At 61.6% G+C, this 23,508-nt stretch carries 27 protein-coding genes and 1 pseudogene; 16 read left to right on the forward strand and 12 right to left on the reverse strand.

Going from position 1 to position 23,508, the window contains the following annotated elements:
* Positions 1–60 precede the first annotated feature (60 nt).
* The 3 genes from ATY79_RS10240 (at position 61) to ATY79_RS10250 (ending at position 2,310) form a co-directional block, all read left to right on the forward strand.
* A complete protein-coding gene (locus ATY79_RS10240; protein WP_088703768.1) occupies positions 61–699 on the forward strand; it encodes a LysE family translocator in 639 nt (212 codons plus the stop codon).
* 146 nt (positions 700–845) lie between these two features.
* Entirely contained in the window at positions 846–1,295 is a 450-nt protein-coding gene (locus tag ATY79_RS10245; protein WP_088692309.1) for a cytochrome c, read from the forward strand.
* Between the two features lie 97 nt (positions 1,296–1,392).
* Positions 1,393–2,310 carry a cytochrome c gene (locus ATY79_RS10250; RefSeq protein WP_088703769.1) on the forward strand — a complete coding sequence of 306 codons (918 nt, stop codon included), beginning with the start codon at positions 1,393–1,395 and terminating at the stop codon, positions 2,308–2,310.
* A 25-nt stretch (positions 2,311–2,335) separates the two neighbouring features.
* Here ATY79_RS10250 and ATY79_RS10255 read toward each other — a convergent pair whose 3' ends face one another.
* Both ATY79_RS10255 and ATY79_RS10260 read right to left on the reverse strand, forming a co-directional pair.
* Positions 2,336–2,914 (reverse strand): type 1 glutamine amidotransferase family protein, encoded by a 579-nt coding sequence (locus tag ATY79_RS10255; protein ID WP_088703770.1) that lies wholly within the window; start codon positions 2,912–2,914, stop codon positions 2,336–2,338.
* Between the two features lie 40 nt (positions 2,915–2,954).
* Complete coding sequence (locus ATY79_RS10260) at positions 2,955–3,449, reverse strand: GNAT family N-acetyltransferase (protein WP_088703771.1); 495 nt, start codon at positions 3,447–3,449, stop codon at positions 2,955–2,957.
* A 306-nt stretch (positions 3,450–3,755) separates the two neighbouring features.
* On the opposite strand from ATY79_RS10260, the gene dmeR reads away from it, so the two are divergent.
* The 3 genes and pseudogenes from dmeR to bla all read left to right on the forward strand — a co-directional run bounded on the left by dmeR (position 3,756) and on the right by bla (position 5,298).
* Entirely contained in the window at positions 3,756–4,028 is a 273-nt protein-coding gene (dmeR, locus tag ATY79_RS10265; RefSeq protein WP_088703772.1) for a Ni(II)/Co(II)-sensing transcriptional repressor DmeR, read from the forward strand.
* 94 nt (positions 4,029–4,122) lie between these two features.
* Positions 4,123–4,341 (forward strand): annotated as a pseudogene (locus ATY79_RS10270) (cation transporter); the annotation flags it as partial.
* Between the two features lie 66 nt (positions 4,342–4,407).
* Positions 4,408–5,298 (forward strand): class A beta-lactamase, encoded by an 891-nt coding sequence (bla, locus tag ATY79_RS10275; RefSeq protein ID WP_088703773.1) that lies wholly within the window; start codon positions 4,408–4,410, stop codon positions 5,296–5,298.
* 73 nt (positions 5,299–5,371) lie between these two features.
* Here bla and ATY79_RS31410 read toward each other — a convergent pair whose 3' ends face one another.
* The 4 genes from ATY79_RS31410 to ATY79_RS10290 form a co-directional block, all read right to left on the reverse strand.
* Positions 5,372–5,626 (reverse strand): hypothetical protein, encoded by a 255-nt coding sequence (locus ATY79_RS31410; RefSeq protein ID WP_245312348.1) that lies wholly within the window; start codon positions 5,624–5,626, stop codon positions 5,372–5,374.
* Positions 5,595–5,825 carry a hypothetical protein gene (locus tag ATY79_RS31415; RefSeq protein ID WP_245312349.1) on the reverse strand — a complete coding sequence of 77 codons (231 nt, stop codon included), beginning with the start codon at positions 5,823–5,825 and terminating at the stop codon, positions 5,595–5,597. The genes ATY79_RS31410 and ATY79_RS31415 overlap by 32 nt, the downstream gene beginning before the upstream one ends.
* 113 nt (positions 5,826–5,938) lie before the next feature.
* Positions 5,939–8,278 carry a glucose/quinate/shikimate family membrane-bound PQQ-dependent dehydrogenase gene (locus ATY79_RS10285; protein WP_088703774.1) on the reverse strand — a complete coding sequence of 780 codons (2,340 nt, stop codon included), beginning with the start codon at positions 8,276–8,278 and terminating at the stop codon, positions 5,939–5,941.
* A 133-nt stretch (positions 8,279–8,411) separates the two neighbouring features.
* Positions 8,412–9,920: a protein adenylyltransferase SelO gene (locus ATY79_RS10290; protein ID WP_088703775.1), complete on the reverse strand. Its 1,509-nt coding sequence runs from the start codon at positions 9,918–9,920 to the stop codon at positions 8,412–8,414.
* An 85-nt stretch (positions 9,921–10,005) separates the two neighbouring features.
* Here ATY79_RS10290 and ATY79_RS10295 point away from each other — a divergent pair, with 85 nt between their 5' ends.
* From ATY79_RS10295 to ATY79_RS10305, 3 genes are all read left to right on the forward strand, one after another.
* A complete protein-coding gene (locus ATY79_RS10295) occupies positions 10,006–10,263 on the forward strand; it encodes a type II toxin-antitoxin system ParD family antitoxin (RefSeq protein ID WP_088703776.1) in 258 nt (85 codons plus the stop codon).
* Positions 10,264–10,266: 3 nt separating this feature from the next.
* Complete coding sequence (locus tag ATY79_RS10300) at positions 10,267–10,578, forward strand: type II toxin-antitoxin system RelE/ParE family toxin (protein ID WP_088703777.1); 312 nt, start codon at positions 10,267–10,269, stop codon at positions 10,576–10,578.
* 174 nt (positions 10,579–10,752) lie between these two features.
* A complete protein-coding gene (locus ATY79_RS10305; protein WP_088703778.1) occupies positions 10,753–12,204 on the forward strand; it encodes a DHA2 family efflux MFS transporter permease subunit in 1,452 nt (483 codons plus the stop codon).
* A 15-nt stretch (positions 12,205–12,219) separates the two neighbouring features.
* Here ATY79_RS10305 and ATY79_RS10310 read toward each other — a convergent pair whose 3' ends face one another.
* Both ATY79_RS10310 and ATY79_RS10315 read right to left on the reverse strand, forming a co-directional pair.
* Positions 12,220–12,744, reverse strand: a complete 525-nt coding sequence (locus ATY79_RS10310; protein WP_088703779.1) for a DUF1697 domain-containing protein — start codon at positions 12,742–12,744, stop codon at positions 12,220–12,222.
* 17 nt (positions 12,745–12,761) lie between these two features.
* The gene (locus tag ATY79_RS10315; RefSeq protein ID WP_088703809.1) at positions 12,762–14,870 is read right to left on the reverse strand and encodes a S9 family peptidase; all 2,109 of its coding nucleotides are present in this window, start codon (positions 14,868–14,870) and stop codon (positions 12,762–12,764) included.
* Positions 14,871–15,107: 237 nt separating this feature from the next.
* On the opposite strand from ATY79_RS10315, the gene ATY79_RS10320 reads away from it, so the two are divergent.
* Both ATY79_RS10320 and ATY79_RS10325 read left to right on the forward strand, forming a co-directional pair.
* On the forward strand, positions 15,108–15,497 hold the full coding sequence (locus ATY79_RS10320) for a DUF930 domain-containing protein (RefSeq protein WP_088703780.1): 390 nt from the start codon (positions 15,108–15,110) through the stop codon (positions 15,495–15,497).
* A 168-nt stretch (positions 15,498–15,665) separates the two neighbouring features.
* On the forward strand, positions 15,666–16,475 hold the full coding sequence (locus tag ATY79_RS10325; protein ID WP_088703810.1) for a polysaccharide deacetylase family protein: 810 nt from the start codon (positions 15,666–15,668) through the stop codon (positions 16,473–16,475).
* A 1-nt stretch (position 16,476) separates the two neighbouring features.
* Here the strand turns inward: ATY79_RS10325 and ATY79_RS10330 are convergent, their stop codons facing one another.
* The 3 genes from ATY79_RS10330 to ATY79_RS10340 form a co-directional block, all read right to left on the reverse strand.
* Positions 16,477–17,769, reverse strand: coding sequence for an FAD-dependent oxidoreductase (locus ATY79_RS10330; protein ID WP_088703781.1), 1,293 nt, complete (start codon positions 17,767–17,769; stop codon positions 16,477–16,479).
* A gap of 19 nt (positions 17,770–17,788) precedes the next feature.
* Complete coding sequence (locus ATY79_RS10335; RefSeq protein WP_088703782.1) at positions 17,789–18,955, reverse strand: AI-2E family transporter; 1,167 nt, start codon at positions 18,953–18,955, stop codon at positions 17,789–17,791.
* 74 nt (positions 18,956–19,029) lie between these two features.
* Positions 19,030–19,890, reverse strand: a complete 861-nt coding sequence (locus ATY79_RS10340) for a VOC family protein (RefSeq protein WP_088703811.1) — start codon at positions 19,888–19,890, stop codon at positions 19,030–19,032.
* A 291-nt stretch (positions 19,891–20,181) separates the two neighbouring features.
* On the opposite strand from ATY79_RS10340, the gene ATY79_RS10345 reads away from it, so the two are divergent.
* From ATY79_RS10345 to ATY79_RS10365, 5 genes are all read left to right on the forward strand, one after another.
* The gene (locus ATY79_RS10345) at positions 20,182–20,598 is read left to right on the forward strand and encodes a universal stress protein (RefSeq protein WP_088692325.1); all 417 of its coding nucleotides are present in this window, start codon (positions 20,182–20,184) and stop codon (positions 20,596–20,598) included.
* A gap of 36 nt (positions 20,599–20,634) precedes the next feature.
* Positions 20,635–20,952 (forward strand): TraR/DksA family transcriptional regulator, encoded by a 318-nt coding sequence (locus ATY79_RS10350; protein WP_088692326.1) that lies wholly within the window; start codon positions 20,635–20,637, stop codon positions 20,950–20,952.
* Positions 20,953–21,131: 179 nt separating this feature from the next.
* Entirely contained in the window at positions 21,132–21,800 is a 669-nt protein-coding gene (locus tag ATY79_RS10355) for a hemolysin III family protein (protein WP_088703783.1), read from the forward strand.
* A gap of 124 nt (positions 21,801–21,924) precedes the next feature.
* Positions 21,925–22,431, forward strand: a complete 507-nt coding sequence (locus ATY79_RS10360) for a GNAT family N-acetyltransferase (protein ID WP_088692328.1) — start codon at positions 21,925–21,927, stop codon at positions 22,429–22,431.
* A complete protein-coding gene (locus tag ATY79_RS10365; protein ID WP_088692329.1) occupies positions 22,428–22,928 on the forward strand; it encodes a hypothetical protein in 501 nt (166 codons plus the stop codon). The genes ATY79_RS10360 and ATY79_RS10365 overlap by 4 nt, the downstream gene beginning before the upstream one ends.
* A 20-nt stretch (positions 22,929–22,948) precedes the next feature.
* Here the strand turns inward: ATY79_RS10365 and msrB are convergent, their stop codons facing one another.
* A complete protein-coding gene (gene msrB, locus ATY79_RS10370; protein WP_088692330.1) occupies positions 22,949–23,359 on the reverse strand; it encodes a peptide-methionine (R)-S-oxide reductase MsrB in 411 nt (136 codons plus the stop codon).
* Positions 23,360–23,508: the final 149 nt, after the last annotated feature.

Below are 23,508 nucleotides of genomic sequence, written 5' to 3' on the forward strand. Positions count from 1 at the left end.
CGAATTGAAAATCAACATGGTCTTTGAAATCGACCTTGAATTGGATAGCGGACAACTGACATGACCTACAGCGAAAATCTCTGGCTCTACTTCACGCTTCTCTTCGGCATCATCATCGTGCCGGGCATGGATATGCTGTTCGTGCTCGCCAATTCGCTGACCGGTGGCAGGCGCACCGGCATCGCCGCGACCGCAGGTATCATGGCCGGCGGGGCGGTGCATTCGCTCTATGGCTCGATCGGAGTCGGTGTACTCGCCGTCCTCCTGCCGACCCTGTTCAATCCCCTGCTCTTCGCCGGCGCGGCTTACATGGCCTGGATCGGCTACACGCTGATCCGCAGTTCGATCACCGTCGATGCTGTCGGGCCAGGCGGCTTGCGTTCGGGTTGGAGGGCGTTTCGCCAGGGCGCGGCAACCTGCCTGATGAATCCCAAGGCGTATCTGTTCATGATCGCGGTCTATCCGCAGTTTCTGAAGCCGATCTACGGTCCGATTTGGGCGCAGGGCCTCGTCATGGGTATCATGACGATGGCGACTCAGGCCGCTGTCTACGGCACCCTGGCCCTGACAGCGGCGCGGAGCCGTACGATGCTGGTGTCCAATCCGAGGGCGACAATCCTCGTTGGCCGAATTGCCGGAGCGCTCCTCATCGCCGTTTCTATCCTTACCGCATGGCACGGCTGGCGCGCGCCGGCGTAAGGCGCGTGACGCGGTCCAACGGTCTGTCTTTCCTGAAATCTCACCCACTTGTTACTTTTAGAGCAGGAAAAATTTGTAATGATGCCGCCCGTCCAGCGAAGCCGGGCTTAAAGGACCTTGGAATCAAATCAAATAGGAGTGCAGACATGAGAGTGAGAGCTATAACCGCGGCAGTGCTCATCGCCGGTCTGGGGGCGGTAGGTGTTGCCATTGCAGCGGAGGAGGGCACGCACGATGCGCGTTCTGCGCTGATGAAGAAGGTCGGTGGCGCGGCAGGGGCGATGACCGCGATCGCCAAGGGCGAGAAGCCCTATGACGCAGAGGCGGTGAAGGTTGCGCTGACGACGATCTCGGAAACCGCAAAGGTTTTCCCGGATCAGTTCAAGCCTGGCACCGAAACGGGTGATAAGGCAGCAAGCCCGAAGATCTGGGAAGACCACGCGGACTTCAAGGCACGTGCCGACAAGCTTTCAGCCGATGCCGAGAAGGTTCTCGCTCAGCTTCCCGCTGACGCGGCCGGTGTTGGCGGCGCTCTGAAGACGCTTGGCGGCAACTGCGGGGGCTGTCATGAGAAATACCGCATAAAGACGGAATAGCGATCCCGGCATTTCAACCCAACGATCCGCGCCAGTCTTGCCGCTGGAGCGGATCGTTTTATGTTTTCAATAACGTTATCGGCAGCAGGAGCGGCAGATGGTTCGCAGGTTCGTCCGGTTTTTGCTCTGTCTCGTGGGCGTGGTTGTCATCGGCGGAGCGGCCGTCTATTTCATCACCGCGCCGAACGCGCTTCCCGAAAGTCACTGGGCCAATCTTGGCGAACCCGATCTGAAGAACGGTGAGATGGTTTTCTGGACGGGTGGCTGTGCGGGCTGTCATGCGACGCCGGGGTCGGAGGGGGATGCCAAGCTCACGCTCTCAGGCGGCCTGGCGCTGAAGAGCCCTTTCGGCACTTTCCACGTTCCCAATATCTCGCCTGACGAAAAGGCAGGCATCGGGACATGGACGCTGGCCCAGTTCGGCAACGCGATGAAACGTGGCGTCGCGCCAAACGGACAGCACCTCTATCCGTCGTTTCCCTACAACTCATATGCCCGGATGAGCGACAAGGACGTCAACGATCTCTTCGGCTTTCTGAAGACGCTGCCAAAAAGCACCAATGTCTCCCCGTCGCATGAGTTGCCGTTCCCTTACAACATCCGGCTGGCGCTCGGCGGCTGGAAGTTCCTCTATTTCAACGATGAACCGCGTGTTGCGCTCGCTGCCAATGTCGACGACAGGATCAAGCGCGGCCAGTATCTCGTCGAAGGCGCCGGCCACTGCGGCGAATGCCACACGCCGCGCGACCGGCTTGGAGGCTTCGAGGCAGGCAAGTGGCTGGCGGGCGCGCCAAATCCGGAAGGCAAGGGCAGGATCCCCAACATCACGCCGGGCGCGAAAACCGTCGGGTCGTGGAGCGAGGAGGATATCGCCAACTATCTCGAAACCGGCTTCACCCCCGACTTCGATTCGGCCGGCGGCTCGATGGCCGACGTGCAACGCAACCTCGCTCACCTGCCGAAACCGGAACTCGAGGCAATCGCAGCCTACCTGAAGGCGGTTCCGAAACAATAGGGGGCCAACACCCCGGCAGCGCGGCTCAGGCCGCTTTCGGCTGATGCTCGGCGCCGAACATCAGAACGTACTGGTCGAGTTCGTCGCCCCCGTGCCCGAGCGCGCGGTAGATTTCCGCGGCAAAGGTCATCGGCGCCGATCCTGGCGCCGTTACCAGCTTTCCGACACGCACCGCCTGCGGGCTATCCTTGTAAAGCGCGTGGCCAGCATAGCCCGGCGCGCTGGCAATGAAATCGGCGGCATTGCTGGTATGGTCGGTGGCATCAAGCGCGCCCGCACGCGCAAGCGCCAGTGTCGCGCCGCAGATTCCGGCGACGAGTTTGCCGTGCGTGATAAAGTCGTCGATGACAGATTTCAGATCAGGCGCCTTTTCGGTCTCCCAGATCGTCCCGCCGCAGAGCACAAGGCCGTCGAATGCATTGGCGTGCAGATTTTCCGCGACGGCATCGGCCGCGACGCGCATGCCGCCCATCGAGCGCACTTCCTCTCCCTCCGGCGTTGCGATCACCACGTCGAAGCCGAAATAGGAGCGTGCGGAGGCCGTCAGTTGGGCGACCTCCCAGTCGGCGAATCCATCGGTGAGGACAATTGCAAGTCGGGTCATTCGTTTCTCCTTGCAGGCTGTCCGGCGCGGCCAATGCCGCTCATGCCAAAGCTTGCATATAGCGCATGCCGGTGACCGGGCGAGGCACGAAGTCCATATTCTCGTAGAAGCGATGGGCCTGCACGTTGCCGGTGGCGGCGCTGACCGAGAGGTAGCCGCAGCCGGCGCTGCGAGCCGTGTCGCGGGCGCGGTTGACGAGATGCTGGCCGACGCCGTGGCCGCGATGTCCGTCACGCACGAAGAGATGATGCAGATCCATGCCGCGCGCGCCGTCCTGCGCCCTGTAGAGCGGCACGAGAATGGCGTAGCCGATCAGGCCCTCATCGCTCTCGGCAACCAGCGCGCTGATCCACGGCACCGGGCCGAACAGATCACGCTCGAGCTGCTCCGGGCTCGAGGCGGATGGATCGCCGTGATGCTTGGCGAGCAGGCCGATCATTTCGCTGAGTTCAGGGAGATCGCGCGGCTTGGCGGCGCGGATATTGATCACCGGCGGGCGGATCAATGAGATTTCGCTGTCTTCGATTTCAACCATGGTCTTCGCGTCCTTGTGTGGTGTTCTGCCGTCAGGACGCTGCCGATACAACAAAGCCGCCTGACGGCGGCTTGTTGACAATATGATCTGTCCGGCCGCCCCTTACAGGTACAGCCAAAAATACGAGCTGGTGATGTGCGCGTTCTTGATCATGCGTCGATAGATCATCCAGAACGTGCCGTTTGTCAATGGGGTTTGCGCGTTGGCGCCCGGAAGCGCACGGCGTCTGTCGACACGGCCGCTGTCCACCGATTTCATCATCAGGTCATTTATATAGGGTACCCCCCTATACTAAATGGATACGTCATGTCCCGCACCACACACCAGAAGAAAAAGCTGATGGCCCGCGTAAGCCGCCTGAAAGGCCAGTTGGAGGCCGTCGAGCGCGCCTTGGATGTAGAGCGGCCCTGCGGAGAGATTTTACAGCTGCTTGCCTCGATCCGCGGCGCCCTGAACGGCCTGACGGGCGAGGTGCTGGACGACCATCTGCACGAGCATGTCCTGCGTGCCGCCGATGAGAGGGCCCGGGCGGAAGCCGTCGAGGAAATATCCGAAGTTCTGCGAACCTATATTCGCTAAGACAACCGACATGAGGAGCGTACGATGAGCGTACAGACCGAAACACTTGAACATAGCCACGTATTCCTGGGCGCCGATCATGACCGCAACGCCCAAAGCGGATCTGCAGGACGAGATTCGTTCGGCGCTGGAAACGAGTGGCGAGCGGATCACCGATCTTCACGTCTGGCAGGTCGGACCCGGCCATCACGCCGCGATTGTCGCTCTGGTGACGCCGCAGCCGGAAAGCCCGGCTTTCTACAAGGCGAAGCTCGAACCCGTTACCGGCCTCTCGCACGTCACCGTCGAGGTCACGCAGTCGGCAGCGGCCTGACGCGACGCATCCGGGCCACAATCAGGCTCTAGCCCTGTGTCCATTGATTCAGGCAGAGGAATTTTCATGAGTGGCTTTTCGATCCGCCGCCGAACCCTTCTCGGTTCGGCACTGCTTTCCCCCGCCTTGCTTCTGCCGCGCGTTGCGTGGTCGGAGGACAGCGATGATGAAATCAATCGGCGGATGGATGCGCTCGAAAAAGCCATCGGCGGTCGCATCGGTGTGTCGGCCATCGACACTGACACCAACATTTCTTTCGGCTATCGCGAGACTGAGCGCTTTCCCCTCTGCAGCACATTCAAGGTCTTAGCCGCCGGCTTGGTGCTGGCGCGTGTCGACAAGGGGCAGGAGACTCTCGAGCGGCGCGTCGTCTACGAAAAGGACAAGCTCGTCACCTACTCGCCGGAAACGGAAAAGCACGTCGGCGGCGAGGGCATGAGCCTCAGTGAACTCTGCCAGGCGGCGATCACCCTTAGCGACAATACGGCCGGGAACCTGCTGCTGGAAAGCTTCGGCGGACCGGCTGAGCTGACCAAATGGTTGCGCACGCTGGGCGATCGTTCGACGCGGCTCGACCGCTGGGAGACGGCGCTCAACGAAGCCAAGGACGGCGATCCGCAGGATACGACCACTCCCGATGCGATGGTCGACACGCTCGGCAACCTGACACAGGGCTCCGCCCTGTCGGAACCGTCGCGCGACAAGCTGATAGAGTGGATGGTGGCGAACACGACAGGCGGCGCTCGCCTGCGCGCAGGCCTGCCGGATACCTGGAAGATCGGCGACAAGACCGGCACCGCCAACAATGGCAGCGCTGCCGATATTGCTGTCATCTGGCCGCCTGGTCACGGCGCGATCCTGGTCGCGGCTTACGTGACGCAGGCCAAAGCGCCGGTGTCCGAGATCAACCCGGTCTTTGCCGAAGTCGGCAAGATCGTGGCCGACATGGTCGGATAGGGCTTTCCCGTCAAAGGGATGCGACGGAAACGTGAAACTCCGTCGCATCGATCTAATTTAGTTTATGGAGGTCTCAGGCGCTGACGAGCGTATCGGCGCTCGGCTCGTCCTTGCCGTCATCACCGGTCAGCTGCCGCTTCAGTTCGTCCGCGATCTGCTTTTCGATAGCCTCGCGCTCCTTCGGCGGCATCGCCTTCAGATCGTCCTCTGTCAGCCCGAGCCGCTCGAGGATCTGGCTGCGCATCCGCTCCGCGGGGGTCTGGTTGGCGAGGTCCGTGAACTCAAAGATGACAGCGTCATGACGCGCTTTTGAGGGCTTCGGTGCCATCCATGGTCGCCGTGCCGCTGCTCTGCAGCGCCCACATCGTGTTGGAGATCGACGTTGGCGTGCTGCTTGGCTGTAGTGCCGCCCCGCTTTGGCGAACGCCGACCTCGGAATCGCTGGTCTGTTGCTTGTTGCGCTGGCCGGACTGGCTAAAGAGGCTGCTCAGTCCATAGGTGCTGGAAATGCTGCTGCCGATCTTCACGAAAATTCTGAAACAATGAGGGGGAGAATGGTGCAGCAGACCTGCCCGGAGCTGGTGGCTGCGGGCACGGATGGCCGTCTTCGGCGGCGACCATCCGGCACGTTTGGGAGACTTCAGGGCAGGGCGTAGCCGATCACATAGTCGCCGGGTTTGGTTCCGATCGAGCCATGTCCGCCGGCCACCATGACGACGAACTGCTTGTTGTCGCTCGTCGTATAGGTCATAGGCGTCGCCTGGCCGCCGGCCGGCAGACGGGCTTGCCAGAGCTGGTCGCCATTGGTGATGTCATAGGCGCGCAGAAAGTTGTCGACGGCGGCCCCGAGGAAGGCAACGCCGCCCCTTGTCAGGATCGGGCCGCCGATGCCCGGTACGCCTACCTTGAGGGGCAACGGCAGTGGCGTCATATCGTAGACGGTTCCGTTCCTGCGCTTGTAGGCAATCTTTCCGGTACGCAGATCCGCACCTGTGACATAGCCCCATGGTGGCGCCTGGCAGGGGATTTTCAGTGGTCCGAGGAACGGCCCCATGAACACGCCGTAGGGCGCGCCATCGTTGCGGTTGAGGCCCTGTTCGCTGCCCTTCTCATCCTGCCCCTTTGGCGGGATATCGGCGGCGGGAACCAGCCGCGAGGTGAAGGCGAGATAGGTCGGCATGCCGAACATGATCTGCCGCTCCGGGTCGACAGCAACGCTGCCCCAGTTGAAGGTGCCGAAATTGCCGGGATAGATGATCGAACCCACCAGCGACGGCGGCGTATAGCGGCCTTCGTACTTGTAGCGGTGGAACTGGATGCGGCAGGCGAGCTGGTCGAGCAGCGTCACGCCCCACATGTCCTTCTCCTGCAGCGGCGGCGGCGAGAAGGTGAGGTCGGAGATCGGCTGGGTTGGCGACGTATGGTCTTCAGGGATCGCGTCGCCTGGGGCGGGTATCTCCTTGAACGGGATGATCGCCTTGCCGGTGCGCCGGTCGAGTACGTAGATGTCACCCTGCTTGGTCGGGGCAACAAGCGCCGGCACGGGCGTTCCGTCTGATTTCGTCATGTCGAACAGCACAGGTTGGGCGGGGACGTCCATGTCCCACAGGTCGTGGTGCGCGAATTGCTGCACCCATTTCACCTGTCCGGTGGCGATGTCGAGCGCGACGATCGAGGAGGAGTATTTCTCGACATGGGCGCTGCGGTTCATGCCGAGCTGGTCGGGTACCTGATTGCCAAGCGGGATGTAGACCATGCCGAGACCGTCATCGACACTGAAGACGGACCAGCTGTTCGGAGAGTTGGTGGTGTAAGTCTGGCCTTCGGCCAGCGGCGTGGTGACATCGGGATTGCCTGAATCCCAGTTCCAGATGAGCGCACCGGTATTGATGTCGTATGCGCGGATGACGCCGGACTGCTCCTTTGTGGAATAGTTGTCGTTGACGGCGCCGCCGAGGATCAGCTTGCCTGCGACCGCGACCGGCGGCGAGGTCGAATAGTAGTAGCCGGCCGGATTGTACTGCATGCCTTTTTCGAGATGCAGCACGCCATCTTCGGCAAAGCTCGTGCAGATCTGGCCATTTGCCGCATCGAGCGCGATCAGGCGCGCGTCGGAGGTCGGCAGAAACACACGCTCGGCGCAGGCAGAGCCGGGGGCTGCGGCCGTGTCACGATAGTAGGTGACGCCGCGGCAGGTCTGGTGTTGGCGGTTCGGGTTCATGCCGGAGTTGGAATCGTACTTCCATTTCTCCTTGCCGGTCTTGGCGTCGAGCGCGATTGCCCAATTGTGCGGCGTGCAGAGGTACAGCGTGTCGCCGACTTTCAGCGGTGTGACCTGATAGGTCGTCTCGCCGACATCCTCGGGTCGCTTCACATCACCGGTCTGGTAGCGCCAGACCTCCTTGAGATCCTTGACGTTGCTGACATTGATCTGGTCGAGAGGCGAATAGCGCTGGCCGAAGGGTGTGCGGCCGTATTGATGCCACTCGCCATCGGGCACGACACCGCCGAAGGTCGCGGGGCTTGCAACGGCCGCCGTCGACAGATTGCCCGTGATCCGTTGCGGATCGGTGGTCATCGAATAGCCGGCGATCGCGATCGCGATCACAACTGGTATCGCCAGCGGCCAGGGGGTTGCCCCATAGGAAATACCGGTCGGGCTGACGAAGCCAAGCGGCCGGCGGATCCAGGGCGTCAACAACCACAGGCCGAAAAGAATGATCAGTCCGCCGCGCGGCCCGAGTTGCCACCAGTCGAAGCCGACTTCCCAGATCGCCCAGACCAAAGCGACGGCGATGAGCGCTGCATAGACCCACAACGCGGCTGCCCTGCGCATCAAGAGCAGGATGGCGGTCAGCAGGAACATGGCGCCGGCGAAGAGATAAAAGAAGCTGCCGCCGAGTATGATGAGCCAGAGCCCACCACCGACGAGGGCAAGACCGAAAAGCATGAAAACAACGGAGGTAATGACGATTGCCATCTGGGAAGACTCCCGCTGATGTTAGACGGGTGCGATCAGAGCGCGAAAAAAGTCTGCAAATCAGCGAGATAGAGCGGTCGCAACGAGCGTCAACTGCGACCATAGGTGTCAGAGGGAGAGGGTTCTCGCCCGATCACGTGCCGCAGAAGGTCTGCAGCACGCGTTCTTCCGGTTTCGGCGGCTCCATGTATGCCGCAAAGCCGGGTTGATCGTCGTAGGGCTTGGCGAGCACCGAAAGCAGGGCCTCGAAGATCGAGAAGTCCGCATCCTCGACGGCGGCGTTGATCGCCTGCTCGATGCGATGGTTGCGTGGAATGAAAGCGGGATTGACCGCGCGCATCGCCATCCTGCGGTCGGCTGCGGTCCGACCTTCGTCGCGCGTGAGGCGATCGCGCCAACGGGCAAGCCATTCGCGCACACCGTCCGGCTCACGGAAGGTCGAGAGGAAGAGTGCCTCGCCATCTCCAGGGCCGGCACAGTCGCAAAGGCGGCGGAAGGCGAGGGTAAAGTCGGCCTGGCTCGCCTGCATCACTGCAAGCAGCGACTGGATGAGGTCCAGATCGCCGTCTTCGACGGTCGCCAAACCAATCTTCTCGCGCATGCCGCGCAGCCAGTGGATCTGGAAGCGCTCGCCGTATTGCTGGATCACGGTGTTGGCGAGTTCGACGGACTTCTCCGCATCCGCATCAAAAAGCGGCAGCAGGGTTTCACCGAGTCGCGCCAAATTCCATTGGCCGATGCCCGGCTGGTTGGCATAGGAATAGCGCCCGCCCTGGTCGATCGAGGAAAAGACGGTGCGCGGATCATAGGCGTCCATGAAGGCGCAGGGGCCGAAATCGATCGTCTCGCCCGAAATGGTCATGTTGTCGGTGTTCATGACGCCGTGGATGAAGCCGATGTGAAGCCACTTGGCGATCAATGCCGCCTGCCGCTCGCAAACGGCCTCATAGAGCGCAAGGTAGGGATTGTCCCTGTCCTTGAGTTCTGGGTAGTGCCGGTCGATCACATAGTCTGCCAGCGCCCGCACGCTGTCCGTATCACCGCGCGCGGTAAAGAACTGGAACGTGCCGACGCGGATGTGGCTCGCGGCGACGCGGGTGAAGACCGCGCCCGGCAGGATGTCTTCGCGATAGACGGGCTGCCCTGTCGAAACCGCGGCAAGCGCCCGGGTCGCCGGGACGCCGAGCGAATACATCGCCTCGCTGACGATATACTCCCGAAGCACCGGCCCGAGTGCGGCACGTCCATCGCCACGGCGGGAATAGGCCGTCTGGCCCGCGCCCTTCAGCTGGATATCGCGACGCTGACCGTTGTGATCGACGACCTCGCCAAGCAGGATCGCCCGCCCGTCGCCTAGCAGGGGCACGAAGGAGCCGAACTGATGCCCGGCATAGGCCATCGCCAGCGGGTCCGCGCCTTCGGGCACGAGGTTGCCCGAAAAGATCGCCGCGCCGTCTCGCCTCAGTGCCTCGGTATCAAGGCCGAGTTCTTCGGCAAGCGGTTCGTTCAGCTTGATCAGCCATGGCTCGGCGGCCTGCGCGGGAGCCTGGCGCGTAAAGAACTGCTGCGGCAACCGTGCATAGCTGTTGTCGAAGGCGAAGGGGGCGCCGGTGCGCGCGGTGTTTTGCAGGGCCTGGGTCATGCTTCATAAGTAGGGTTCAGCGCCGATTGTCGCAAGCGATAAGCGGTGGTAGGATTTTATCCTACTTCCGCATGGAGCACGTTCGATGGAAAAGTTGAGCATCACCCTGCCGACCGAGATGGTCAATGTGATCAAGGCCGAAGTCGAGGCCGGCACCTTTGCTTCGACCAGCGAAGTGCTGCGTGAAGCCATGCGCGTCTGGATGCGGCGCGAGGAGGAGCACAAGGAGCGTATCGCGGCGATCCGCGCTCAGGTGCGGGCGTCATTGGACGACCCAAGGCCGAGTTTGAGCAGCCAGGAGATGAGAACGGCCATCGATGCCCTCTTTGCAAAGCACCGATGAGCAATGGAGCACTATCAGGTTGAATACCGGCCAGCGGCACTCGATGCGATCGTCTCAATCTTCACTTATGTTCTCGAAGCCAGTCAAAATCACGTTACGGCGGAGCGCTACATAGAGCGCCTGTACGACCGTTGTGAGCGTATCGGCGATGCGCCGTTGGGCGGCGTGGCGAGACCGGACCTCGGCACCAACCTGCGTATGGCGGTTTTTGAGAGAAGCATCGTGATACTTTACGTCGTCGAAGGTCATGTGGTCAAAATTACCAACATTTTCGCCGGCGGACAGGATTACGAAGCACTGCTGCGCGACAACTGAGCAGACACGATTCCCAGCCATTCCCGGACGGCACGGCTGCCTTTCCATAAAAGCATAACGACGCCACATTTGCGGGCGTATACAAAGATCTCTAATCCCCTTTTGGCATCACGCCATACCATACCGCGGCCATCGCTTCCGCGTCGGCCACGCCATTGCGAGTGATCCCTGACGATGTCGGATCAGATCTACCAGGCGGCGACCATCGCGCGCGCCAAGCCGAATTTCCGCGTGATAGCGATGATCGTGGCGAGCGCCATGTTTATGGAACAGCTCGACGCCACCGTTCTGGCAACGGCGCTGCCGACCATGGCGCGCGACTTCGGCGTCAGCGCCCCGTCGATGAGCATCGCGCTGACCTCCTATCTTCTCAGTCTCGCGATCTTCATTCCGGCCAGCGGTTTGATTGCCGATCGCTTCGGCTCGCGCACCGTTTTTCGCTCGGCGATCGCTGTCTTCGTGGCTGGCTCGATCTTCTGCGCGCTTTCGCCCAATCTCCTCTGTCTCGTCCTGGCGCGGCTGCTGCAGGGTCTTGGCGGGGCGATGATGCTGCCGGTCGGTCGACTGGTCCTCTTGCGCAGCGTCAGCCGCAAGGACATGGTCAACGCCATGTCGTGGCTGCTCGTACCGGCCCTGGTTGGCCCCATCGTCGGGCCACCGATCGGCGGTCTGATCGTCACCTATCTCGACTGGCGCTGGATTTTCTACATCAACGTGCCGATCGGCATCATCGGCTTCACGCTGGTCTCGATCTTCATCGAGGACTTCAAGGGAGAGGCGAAGCGCCGGTTCGACACAGTCGGCTTCATCCTCTCCGGCATTGCGCTCGGCTCCCTGCTGTTCGGCTTCGAGAGCTCGAGCCGTCCGGGCGAGGGCGCTTTCTCACTGTTCCTGATCGCCGTCGGACTGCTCTTCGGCGCCGCCTATCTCAAGCACGCTCGCCGCCATCCGTCGCCGATCATGGATTTCTCGCTGATGAAGGTGCCGAGCTTCGGCACGTCAGTCATCGCGGGTTCGCTGACCCGCATCACGCAAGGCGCGCAACCCTTCCTGCTGCCGCTCTACTTTCAGCTCGGTTTCGGCCTTTCGGCCGCGAAGGCCGGCCAGCTCGTCACTGCAGCAGCGCTCGGCTCGATGGCGATGAAAGCCTTTGCGCCGCGCGTGCTGCGCCGTTTCGGCTTTCGCAACAGCCTTGTTGCGAACGGCGTGATCGCCACCTGCGGCTATGCGCTCTGCGCCGCCTTCCGCCCGGACTGGCCGCTGGCGCTGATCTTCGCGATCCTCGTCATGTGCGGCTTCTTCATGTCGTTCCAGTTCACGGCCTACAATACCGTGGCTTACGATGAGATCGACCGCGACCGGATGAGCTCGGCCACTAGCTTCTATACGACGTTCCAGCAGCTGATGCTGTCACTCGGCATCTGCGTCGGCGCGCTGGCACTGCACACATCGATGACGGTCAACGGCAGCGAGACGCCGCAGCTTCACGATTTCTCCGCGGCCTTCCTCTTCGTCACCGCGATCTCGATCACGGCGACTTTCTGGAACCTGCGCTTCTCGCGGAGCGCTGGCGCCGATATCAGCGGTCACGAGGTTGGCAAGGCCGCACACGCCGTCGAGCACTGAGGCCAGGAACGGAGCCTAACCTCCATCCTCCATCTGAGCCGCCATCTCGGCGAGCTTGCGCACGGTATTCAGATTGCGCGCCGTTCCCGGCCTCAGGGCCGGCAGCTTGAGCTTCGATCTGCCGGAACCGATAGGGAAGTGGACGTAGATTTCGCGCCCGGCGACAACAGCCCCTTCGCCATCAGGGGCGACCATCTTGTCCAGTGCATCGGCTGGCGGTGCTCCAGGGAGGAAGCTCACCAGCAGATAGTTGGGCTTGGCGTCGGGGAAGGGCGCGTTGGCGGCGATCGCTTCCAGCTCCTTGCGGCTGCGCAGCATCACGCCGGGCTTCTTGCCGAGCAGCTTTCCAAGCGCGTCGTCCAGCCTCTGCTCGACCTCGGCCTCCGCCGCATCGGCGCGAAACAGCACGTTGCCGCTCTGGATGTAGGTCTTCACATCGCTGAAGCCGAGCTCTTCACAGACCGCCTTCAGCGTCGCCATGGGCAGCTTGCCCGTGCCGCCGACATTGATGGCTCTCAGGAGCGCCACATAGACCGTCACGGGCTTCTCCCAGCCTCTTACATCTTGCCCGCAACCTTGATCGCGAAGGCGTATTCGAAGGCGATTTCCTCGAGGCGCTGGAAGCGTCCCGAAGCGCCGCCATGGCCGGCGTCCATGTTGGTCTTCAAGAGGATCGGCGCCGAACCGGTCGTCTTTTCGCGCAGCCGCGCCACCCACTTCGCCGGCTCCCAATAGGTGACGCGCGGATCGGTGAGGCCGCCGAGCGCCAGGATCGGTGGATAGGCTTGTGCGCCGACATTGTCGTAGGGCGAGTAGGCGGCGATCTGCTCGTACTCTTCCTTGCTCTCGATCGGGTTGCCCCACTCCGGCCATTCCGGCGGGGTCAGCGGCAGCGTGTCGTCGAGCATGGTGTTCAGCACGTCGACGAAGGGAACGGCGGCGATCAGGCCGGCGAACTTTTCCGGTGCCATGTTGGCAACGGCGCCCATCAGCATGCCGCCGGCCGAGCCACCCTCGGCGATGATGTTGGTGTAGGAGGTGAACTTCTCCTGATTCAGATAGCCAGCGGCGGCAATGAAGTCCTTGAAGGTGTTGGTCTTCTTCTCCATCTTGCCGTCTTCGTACCAGGCAAAGCCCTTGTCCTTGCCGCCGCGGATATGGGCGATGGCATAGACGAAGCCGCGGTCGGCGAGCGACAGGCAGTTGGTGTTGAAGCCGGCCGGAATGGTGATGCCATAGGCGCCGTAGCCATAGAGCAGGCAGGGCGCCGAACCGTCGAGCTGTGTGTCCTTGCGATAGAGCAGGGTAACCGGCACCTGCTCGCCATCCCAGGCCGGGGCGAAGACGCGGCGGGTGACATAGTCGTCCGGATTGTGGCCGGAGGGCACTTCCTGGGTCTTCAGGAGCGTGCGCTCGCGCGTCACCATGTTGTAGTCGTAGAGCTGCGACGGCGTCGTCATCGAGGAATAGGAAAAGCGGATGACATCGGTGTCATATTCCGCGGCTCCCTGCAGCCCGAGCGAATAGGCCTCCTCGGCAAAGGCGATGGCGTGTTCCTCGCCGGTGCGCCGGTCGCGGATGATGATCTGTGGCAGGCCGTCCTTGCGCTCCAGCCACAGCAGGTGGTGGGCAAAGGCCATGTGGCTGATGATCAGCGTCCCCGGCTTGTGCGGCACGACCTCGCGCCAGTTCACCTTGCCCGGGTTTTCAACCGGCGCTTCCATGATCTTGAAATCCTTGGCGTCGCCGTCGTTCGTCAGGATGTAGAAGACGTCGCCGCCTTCCGTCATCGAGTATTCGATACCTTCCTCGCGCTCGGCGACCAGCTTCGGCTCGGCCGTCAGGTCCTTCGTGGAAAGCAGGCGGTATTCCGAGGTCTCGTGATCGTGGATGTCGATGTAGATGAAGTCGTCGAGCAGCGAACCGCCGACGCCCATGAAGAAGCCCGCATCCTTCTCCTCGTAGACCAGCCGGTCTTCGGATTGAGGCGTGCCGAGAATGTGGTGGTACACCTTCGAGGGACGGTGGTTCTCGTCGAGCGCCGAATAGAAGAAGCTCTTGCCGTCGGGCGCCCAGACACCGCCACCGCCGGTGTTCTCGATCACGTCGGCCATATCCTCGCCGGTCGCAAGATCGCGGACGCGGAGCGCATAGAACTCGGAGCCCTTGTCGTCATAGCCCCAGATGCCGCGGCGGTGGTCAGTCGAATGGTCAAGGCCGGCGAGCCGGAAATAGGCCTTGCCGGCGGCCTCCTTGTCGCCATCGAGCAGGACGCTGCGGATCGCCTCGTCCTTGACGTCGCCGTTGCGCGGAATGCGGAAGTAGCGCGGCTGTTCGCCGCCGGTGACGAAGAAGGTGCCGTAGGCGTAGTCGCCGTCCTTCATCGGCACGGAGCTGTCGTCTTCCTTGATGCGGCCGCGCATTTCGGCAAACAGCGTCTTCTGCAGCGCCTTGGTGTCTTCCATCGCCGCGTTCATGTAGACATTTTCGGCCTCGAGATGCTGGCGGATCGCGGGATCGAGGATCGACGGATCCTTGAACATCGCCTGCCAGTTGTCGGCGCGCAGCCAGGCGTAGTCGTCGGTGCGGGTGATGCCGTGGCGCGTATCCGAGGTCGGCTTCTTGGCGGCAGCGGGCGGGTTCGGCAGGTTCTTGAAGACAGTCAAGGAAGGCTCCGGATGCGTGGTGTCAGGTGGGCAAGAGATAGAGACGCGGATGCCTTCGATCAAGCGCCGAAGACAGGTCAGCGGCAAAACCGAAGGAATGCTCACGTTGCCTTGATGTCACCACATTGTTTAAGAAAGTCCGCTACGTCGCCCGGAATTTGCCCCCTTGTACGACTGCGGAAACCTCGGTTCTCCACAGGCGATTCCGGAATGAGAATGCAAAGGAATCCCACCGTAATGCCAAAACGTCTCGTGTTGCTTCTGTCCGCATTTAGCCTTGCCTTTCCAGCCTTCGCAGTCGATCCCGCAATCAAGAAGCAACTCGAAAAGCTCGATCCCGCGACCCGTCTCGAACAGAGTTGCGACACAGAGGCCATGAGCCGAATCAACAAGGACGAGACCGGTTACAAGCCCGATAAGGTGATTGCCTATACCTTCAAGGATCCGGTCCCTAGCGACGACAAGCTGGAGGCGCCCGGCGCGGTCTTCCGCAGCAAGGGTGATTGGTATCATCTGTCCTATACCTGCATCACCGGTCCGCAGCACATGAACGTCCGCGATCTGCAATACACGATCGGCGGGAAGGTCCCGCGCGAGAAGTGGGAAAAGTACTATCTCTATGACTGATTGCGTGGCGGAGAGGCCTTCTCCTGCTTTGCCTTTGTGAAGCCTTAGTCCTCAGGCATCAGCTCTTTCGTTGATGCTGGCGCGAATCGCAAGCGGCATCAGACCACATGGCGCCGGCGCGCTGCGTGCATTATGCAGTGCTTGAACCATGAATGGCTTCTCTTTGGCATGAATCGTCTTTTTCTTGTTTCGGCGCTGGTGATCGCCTCCGTCTCGGCAGCCGCTGCTGCCGCTCTTCCCGCGCAGGACGAGACCATCGTCGCTGCACCGCCGAATGTCGCGCAGGCGCCTAAGGCGGTCGGGCCCAAGCTGGTGGAGCCGCGGCTGCGCATTGGCGCGTCGGGCGTCAAGGGTCACGCACGCGTGGCGCTGACATTTGACGCCTGCATGGGCCAAGCCGACGACCGTATCCTCTCGGTGCTGGTCCACGAGCGGATCTCCGCGACCATTTTCGTCACCGCGCGCTGGCTGAAGCACAATCCGCAGGCATTGCAGGTCCTCCTTCAGAATCCCGATCTGTTCGAAATCGAGAATCACGGGCAGAACCACACTCCAGCCGTCGACAAGCCGGTCTCGATTTACGGCATTGCGGCAGCCGGGTCGCCGGAGGCCGTGCGCCAGGAAGTGCAGGGTGGCGCCGATGCTATGGTTGCGGCCGGCATTGCCCCGCCGCATTGGTTCCGCGGCTCGACGGCCAAATACGACCGCTCCTCGATCGTGCAGATCCGTGAAATGGGATACCGCATCGCCGGTTATTCCGTGAACGGCGACGGCGGCTCGCTGCTCGGCGCTGGTGTCACAGAAAAGCGGATTGCAGCCGCCAAGGACGGCGACGTGGTGATCTCCCACATCAATCAGCCGACCCATGCGGCCGGCGAGGGCGTCGCCAAAGCGATCCTCGACCTGAAGGCCAAGGGCGTCGAATTCGTCCGCCTGCAGGATGTCGACGACATGGGCGACGACCAGACGACGCAGTGAGTTAGCTAAGGGCGACCTCCCGGCTGTCCTCGCCGATGCTCAGACGCTCAACGAACGCCGGCGCATCGCGATCGAGGGCGAAATCGTCAAACCAGTCGCGGTATCCCCCACCGATCATTGCGCCGATAACCTGTGTCGCAAGATAAGAGAAGGTGATGCCGTTGCCGCCGTAGCCGTAGGCGGCATAGACCTGCGGCATCGAGGGAACCGGGCCAATCAGCGGCAGTCCGTCCGACGTTTCGCCGAAGGTGCCGCACCATGCCGTCGCGACGCGGGTGTCGGCCCTCGACCAGAGCCGCTTCATCTTCTCCCGGATTGCCATGATCTTCCCGGCAAGCTTGGCGTCGCGGGCATCAGGATCAATAGTGTCGTCATCCTCGCCGCCGGCGATGATCCGCCCGTCCGGCGTCGTGCGCATGTAGAGATAGGGGTGGCTGTCTTCCCAGATCAGCACTTGGTCCCGCCAGTGCGCCGCAGGATCCTGCGGGATTGTCGCCAGAGCCCAGCTCGACGTCGTCCGATGTAGTTTCGGCATCTCGATCCCTGGCATGACATAGCCGGTGGCAAGCACCGCGGTTTTCGCCTCGATGACGAAAGAGCCGTCGGTTTCCGCCGTTACATCTCCGCCTTCGCTGTGAAGCTTGGTTACCGAAGCGCCAATGAGATGTGCACCCTGCTTCACGGCAATCTCCAGCAGCCCCCAGGTCAGGAGCAGCGGATCTGCCTCCGCAGAGCCGCGGGACAGAATGCCCGCGTCGCGGTCAAATTCGAACTCGGTAAAGAGATCGCAATGCTCCAGATACCGGCTCGGCAGACCGGCCCGGCGACGAAGCTCGACCTCTCTCAGAAGATCACCCGCGCCCTCCTGGTTGCTGGTCAGGAACAGCGATTGCCGTGGCAGCAGATTGCAGGCGATGCGGTTGGCGACGATCAGCTTGGAGAGGCCTGCGACCGAGGCGGCACTTCGCCTGTAGATGCCGACGGCGCGCTCAAAGCCATAGAAGTGCTCGAGTTCGCCGAGCGTCCGGTCGGTTTCCCATTGCAGCATGGCCGTGCTCGCCGTAGTGCTGCCGAGGCCGGGTGTCTCGCGGTCGATGACGACCACCGAAAGGCCGCGTTCGGAAAGGTATTGGCCCATCAGCGCGCCGGTAATCCCGCCGCCGATGATCATCGCGTCGACCTTGAGATTATCCTGAAGTGGCTGGTAGGCGGGTTTCGTGCCGGCACGGCTCCACGGGGGGGTGCCGCTCTTCAGCCGGTTCTGGCTGGACTCTGCAAGATCGATTTCTGCCATCTGACGAGTCTTACCTCAATTATTTCGGCAATTGCGGCTGCGGTCTCTCCTCGACGAAAAGTTCATCGATGATGGTCATGACAATCAGTGATAGTGGCAAAGCCAGCATAGCACCAACCGCGCCCCACATCCAAGTCCAGAACAGAATTGCCAGAAACACCACGAAAGGATTGATTTCCAAGCGCTTTCCCATCACAGCGGGGAAGACCAGATTTTCCATGACGAGGTGGACGATGAAGAAGGCCGCGGCCGGCGCGAGCCCCACCACGAGGCCATCATGGGTGAGGATGCCTGCGATGGCGACGGCCAGCGTCATGGAGGCAATGCCGAGATAGGGGATGAAGCTCGAAAGAAAGGCAAAGAAGCCCCAGAGCACCGGCGCTGAGAGGCCGCCGAGATAGGCAATCACCATCATGACGACGCCGAGGCACGCATAGATCAGCGAAGCCGTGGCAAAGTAGAAGCCGAGGACCTGTTCGACGCCGTTGATCACCCGGATGGCGGCAAGCCGCTGTGAGCGAGTCCGGAAGACCATGATGATCGATTTGCGCAGGTTGACACGTCCGGCAAGGAAGAGCAGCAGCGCGGCGAAGAAAATCAGCGCCTGGACAAGGGCGGGGGTAAGGTTGGCGCCGATGAGATGCAGCACGTTGCCGGTGTTTTCCAGGAGCTTTTCGCTCGACATCGGCCCGCCCTGGAAGGTCTCGGGCGTAATGTGCAGCCACCTGATCCGCTCGAGATAAGGCATCAGCCGGTTGAAAGTCTTTTCCACAAAAGCCGGACCCTCATTGGCAAGGGTCGTCAGCGGTCCGGCAAGCGAATTGGCGACGAGAATGATCACCAGCGCGACGCCGGTCGACAGGATGACGGCATTGGTGATGCGTGGAACGCCGAGTCTGCTGAGCTTTTCCGCCAGCAGCCCGAGAATCATGCCGACGACCACAGCAAGCGTCACCGGGACGAGAATGAGCGACATCATGTAGATGGCCGAAAGAGCCAGTACCGCAAAGATGCCGATAACCGCCCAGGCCATCGTGATATCCAGCCCGTCCTTTTCGACGCGGCGCGTCGGCGCCTGCGGCATCTCCTCCGCGTCTTGGCTCAGTTTTTCGGCCCAGGCACTGACAGGGCGCTCGCCCATCGTGATCTTGCTGGCCTGCTTGCGGATGCCGTTGGCAATTCCCATCGTTACAAGGTCCCCCGGAAGCCCAGATGCTTCGCGACGGAAACGCGTGGAAACCCCTTGAGGTTCCTGAGGGGTCAGGCAGAGAGCGTCAGGCCGATGCCCCAGGGGTCGTGCAGGAAGACGCCGCCATTGCGCTTTTCGCTGTTGATCTCGAGTTCGTCGAGCTTGGCGACGGCTTTGTCGAGCGAAGCCTTGTCGTTGAAGCAAAGCGTGTAGTCCGAGAGACCGGTCATGCCGTCCGCGCGGGGTCCGGCGCCCCGGCTGTTCCAGACGTTGGCGGCGACATGATGATGGTAGCCGCCGGTCGCGAAGAAGCTGGCGCCGGGACGCTGCGCCATCAGTTTCAGACCGAGCACATCGCGGTAGAAGGTGTCGGCCTCCGGGATATTGCCGACCTGCAGGTGGATGTGGCCGATGGCTGTGCCGCCGGCCATGCCGTCCCAGGCGTCGTCAGGCGCGCTGTTGTAGAGCGACTGGAGATCGAGCCGAAGCGTCGCCATTTCCACTTGGCCGTCTTGATGGAATTTCCATTGCTCATGCGGACGGTCGGCATAGATCTCGATACCGTTGCCTTCCGGATCGGAGAGATAGATGGCCTCGCTGACGAGGTGATCGGATGCGCCGTCCAGCACGACGTTGTTGTGTGCTGCGTGGCGCAGCCAACGGGCAAGCTCGGTGCGGCTGGGCATCAAAAAGGCCGTATGGAAAAGACCGGCGGCATTGCGCGGCGCGATACGGACATCCTTGCCTGTCGTCAGCGTCAGAAGCGGCGTGCCGTCCACACCGAGAACTTCGCCGCTGGCGCTATTCTCGATGACCTCAAGGCCAAGCATGGATTGATAGAAACTGGAAACCAGCGGCAGGTCGGTAACGACGAGATGCGACTGGTCGACATAGGCAGGGCGCGTCAGAGCGTAGGAAGTTTCAGTGGTCATGCGTCTTTCTCCTGCCTTGGATGAGAGAGGCGTACCGGCGGTGGCGGCGAAAGCGCCGCCCGTAGCGATACCAAGGAATTTGCGCCGGTTCATGTGCCTCAGAGATCCTTGGTTGCTGTACTTGGTCCCTATATGGCGGATTTCGATTGTTCACAGAAGCCCAGTTTTTGGCGATTCAGCGTTCGACAATCATTGACGACAATCGGTGCCGATCTTGATCTTGATCAAAGCGCCTTATTTATCTCCTGAGAGGATGTGGGCAGTTCGAAACGGCACCGCTGGAGGGCCTGAATGTATAAGAAAATCATCGTTCCGATCGAAATTGGCGCGTTGGACCGCGGCGAGAGGGCATTCCGCAAGGCATCCACGCTCCTTGATACGGGAGGCGAGATCGTCCTGCTCAACGTTGTCGAGGACGTGCCCACCTATGTTGCGATCGATCTGCCCGCCGAATTGATCCAGAACGCCATCGATGATGCCGAGCAAAAGCTCGGCATGCTGATCCGAACGAGCGGCATACCGGCAATGATCGAGATCGGTCACGGCCGCCCGGCCCACAGCATCCTCGCCGCCGCGGAAGCGCATGGTGCGGATCTCATCATCGTCGCTTCACATACCCCCGACTTCAGCAACTACTTCATCGGCGCCACCGCCGACCGTGTCGTCAGGCATGCCAAATGCTCGGTGCTGGTCGATAGGCAGCGCTAAGAAGAAAAACGGCAAAGGACCGATGGAGGAACATCCATGACCGACATGCAGACCTATGAGAAGATCCTGCGCGATCGCCAGCGCGAGCTTGAATCGCGGTTGAACCGCATCGACGTCGATCTCGGGCGCACCAAGGAGCAGGACAGCGACGATCGCGCGACAGAGAGCGAAAACGACGAAGTGCTCGAGGGGCTTGGGCAGGCCGGTCAGGAAGAGCTGCGGGCCATCGGTGCTGCCCTCGACCGGATCGCAAAGGGCACCTATGGCACCTGCGTGCGCTGCGGCCTGCCGATCTCCAAGGAGCGCCTTGGCGCTGTTCCCTATGCGCCCCTTTGCGAGGATTGCATGGGCTGATTTGTCTGTCGTGCTATCAGGGGTGGCGCTTTCACGGCTACCCTTTTTCGCCCGTATATCTCCAAGCGCAAGAATCGGTGTCCAAAGCTCACGAAGATTTAATGGTTCGCCATCTCTGTTGTGTTGCCTGCACACCGTTTCGGTGCGACGATCGGGTGGAAAGGTGAGGGGTTCCCAGCATGACAGAGTTCAACGGTATTCGCTGGGCTTACGACAAATATGAACTGATCGCCGACGGCGTCGTCCATGGCGTGGGCTTGGCGTTTGCGCTCATCGGTGCGACCGTCCTGATCTTTTACGCCACGCTCTGGAGCTCCCACGGTGAACTCGCCGCTGCTTGGATTTACAGCGTTGGCCTGGTGCTGACGATCGGCATCTCCTTCTCCTATAACGCCTGGCCGGTTTCGCGGACGAAGTGGTTCCTTCGCCGTCTCGATCACTCCTCGATCTTCATCCTGATCGCCGCGACCTATACGCCCTTCCTCGAGCGCGGTGCCGACAACCCGCTGCTGTTAGGCATGCTGATCGGCATATGGGCGATCGCAGCGCTCGGCATCCTCCTGAAATGCGCGTTTCCCGGCCGCTATGACAAGCTTGCCATCCTTCTCTATCTCGGGATGGGTTGGAGCGGCATCCTGGTTGCCGGGCCGGTGGCGGAACGCATCCCCTATGTTTCGATGCTCCTGATCCTCGTCGGCGGTGTCATCTATTCTCTCGGCGTCATCTTTCACGTGTGGGAGAAGCTGCGCTTCCAGAACGCCATCTGGCACGGCTTCGTGGTGGCCGCGGCGGCCGTGCACTATTCGGCGGTACTCACCTGCTTCAGCATGGCAAACGCTGGGCTCTGATCGTTGCGTTCAGACACGGCCCCAATGGCTATGTCCAATGCGGCGTGCGCTCGATCTAGCTGGTTTACAACGCTGAATGCCGGGCGTATGCCGCTTGCCGGAACCGAACGAAACTGGACCTGAAATGACCGACGCCGTTCTCGTGCGCGATGCCACCGAAGCCGATCTGCCGGCGATCCGCAATATCTACAATGACGCTGTCGAGCACACGACTGCGATCTGGAACGACACGCTGGTCGATCTCGACAACCGTATCGAATGGTTCAAGGCGAGGAAGACGAAGGGCTTCCCGGTCATCGTTGCGGAGAAGGATGGCAAGGTCGCGGGCTATGCCTCCTATGGCGACTGGCGGGCCTTCGATGGCTACCGCCACACGGTCGAACACTCGGTCTACGTCGACAAGGATTGCCGCGGCGCGGGCATCGGTGAATTGCTGATGCGGGCGTTGATCGAGCGCGCCGCCGACGCCAACATCCATGTGATGATCGCCGGCATCGAGGCCGCGAATACGGCCTCCATCAAACTGCACGAAAAGCTTGGTTTCCGTATTACCGGAACCTTCCTGGAAGTCGGTACCAAGTTCGGCCGTTGGCTGGATCTGACCTGCATGGAGCTTAGGGTCACGAAGTGAGCCTCATCATCCTCACCGGCGCTTCTGGATCAGGCAAGACGGCGATTGCCAAGGCGGTTGCCGCTCGGTTCGCAGGTAAGATCGACGTCTACCATTTCGATGACATCGGCGTTCCCCCCCTCTCAAGGATGGCGGCGGACTACGGCTCGCCGGCTGGTTGGCAGCGGGCCATGACCTTCAAGTGGTTTGAGAGCCTCGCGCAGGCGCAGCACTCAGGCCGCAATCAACTGCTCGAAGGCCAGATGCGCCTTGCATTTCTGGAAGAAGCGGCAGCGGCAACAGGCATTGCCTATCTGCCGCTGCTGGCCGATTGCGATGACGAAACAAGAACGCATCGCCTGGCTGTCGAGCGTCGGCAGCCCGAGCTTGCCAACGCCGAAATGATGATCTGGGCATCCTTCCTCCGCCGCGAGGCCGTGGCGAAGAAGTGCGCGATACTGGACACGTCCCGCTTGTCATTGGATGAAAGCGTCCGCGCGGTCGTCGAACGCTTCTGACCGGCCTTCGGGCCGAAGCGTTATTGCTCCGGCTCGAATACCATCGCGTGGCCGTTGATGCAGTAGCGCAGGCCGGTCGGCGGCGGGCCGTCGGGAAAGACATGGCCGAGATGGGCATCGCAGGTGCCGCAGCGAATTTCCGTACGGACCATGCCGTAGGTCGTATCGCGGTGTTCGGTCACCGCGTCGGGCGAGACCGCTTCGAAGTAGCTCGGCCATCCGCAACCGGCATCAAACTTCGTATCCGAGCGGAACAGCGGCGAGTTGCAGCCGACACAGCGATAGAGCCCGGTTTCGAACGAATCCCAATAGGGTCCTGTGAAGGCACGCTCGGTGCCATGCTGCCTGGTGATCCGGTATTGCTCGGGGGTCAGCTGTTCCTTCCATTCCGCGTCGGTCTTGTGAACTTTGGCGATTGTCGTATCGGCCATGGCTTGTTCCTTTCGCGCCGGGGGTACGGCTCTGATTTTCGACAGCAATGTGGTGCGGAAGGCCGCATGGATCAAGGGACGCCGAGCTCGTCAAGGCAGCATCCCGGTCCGGCGAAAACTGCGATCTCGTTGATGCTTCGTCGAGAATG

The sequence above is a fragment of the Rhizobium sp. R693 genome (assembly GCF_002211315.1).
In the GTDB taxonomy this organism is placed as follows: Bacteria; Pseudomonadota; Alphaproteobacteria; order Rhizobiales; family Rhizobiaceae; genus Rhizobium.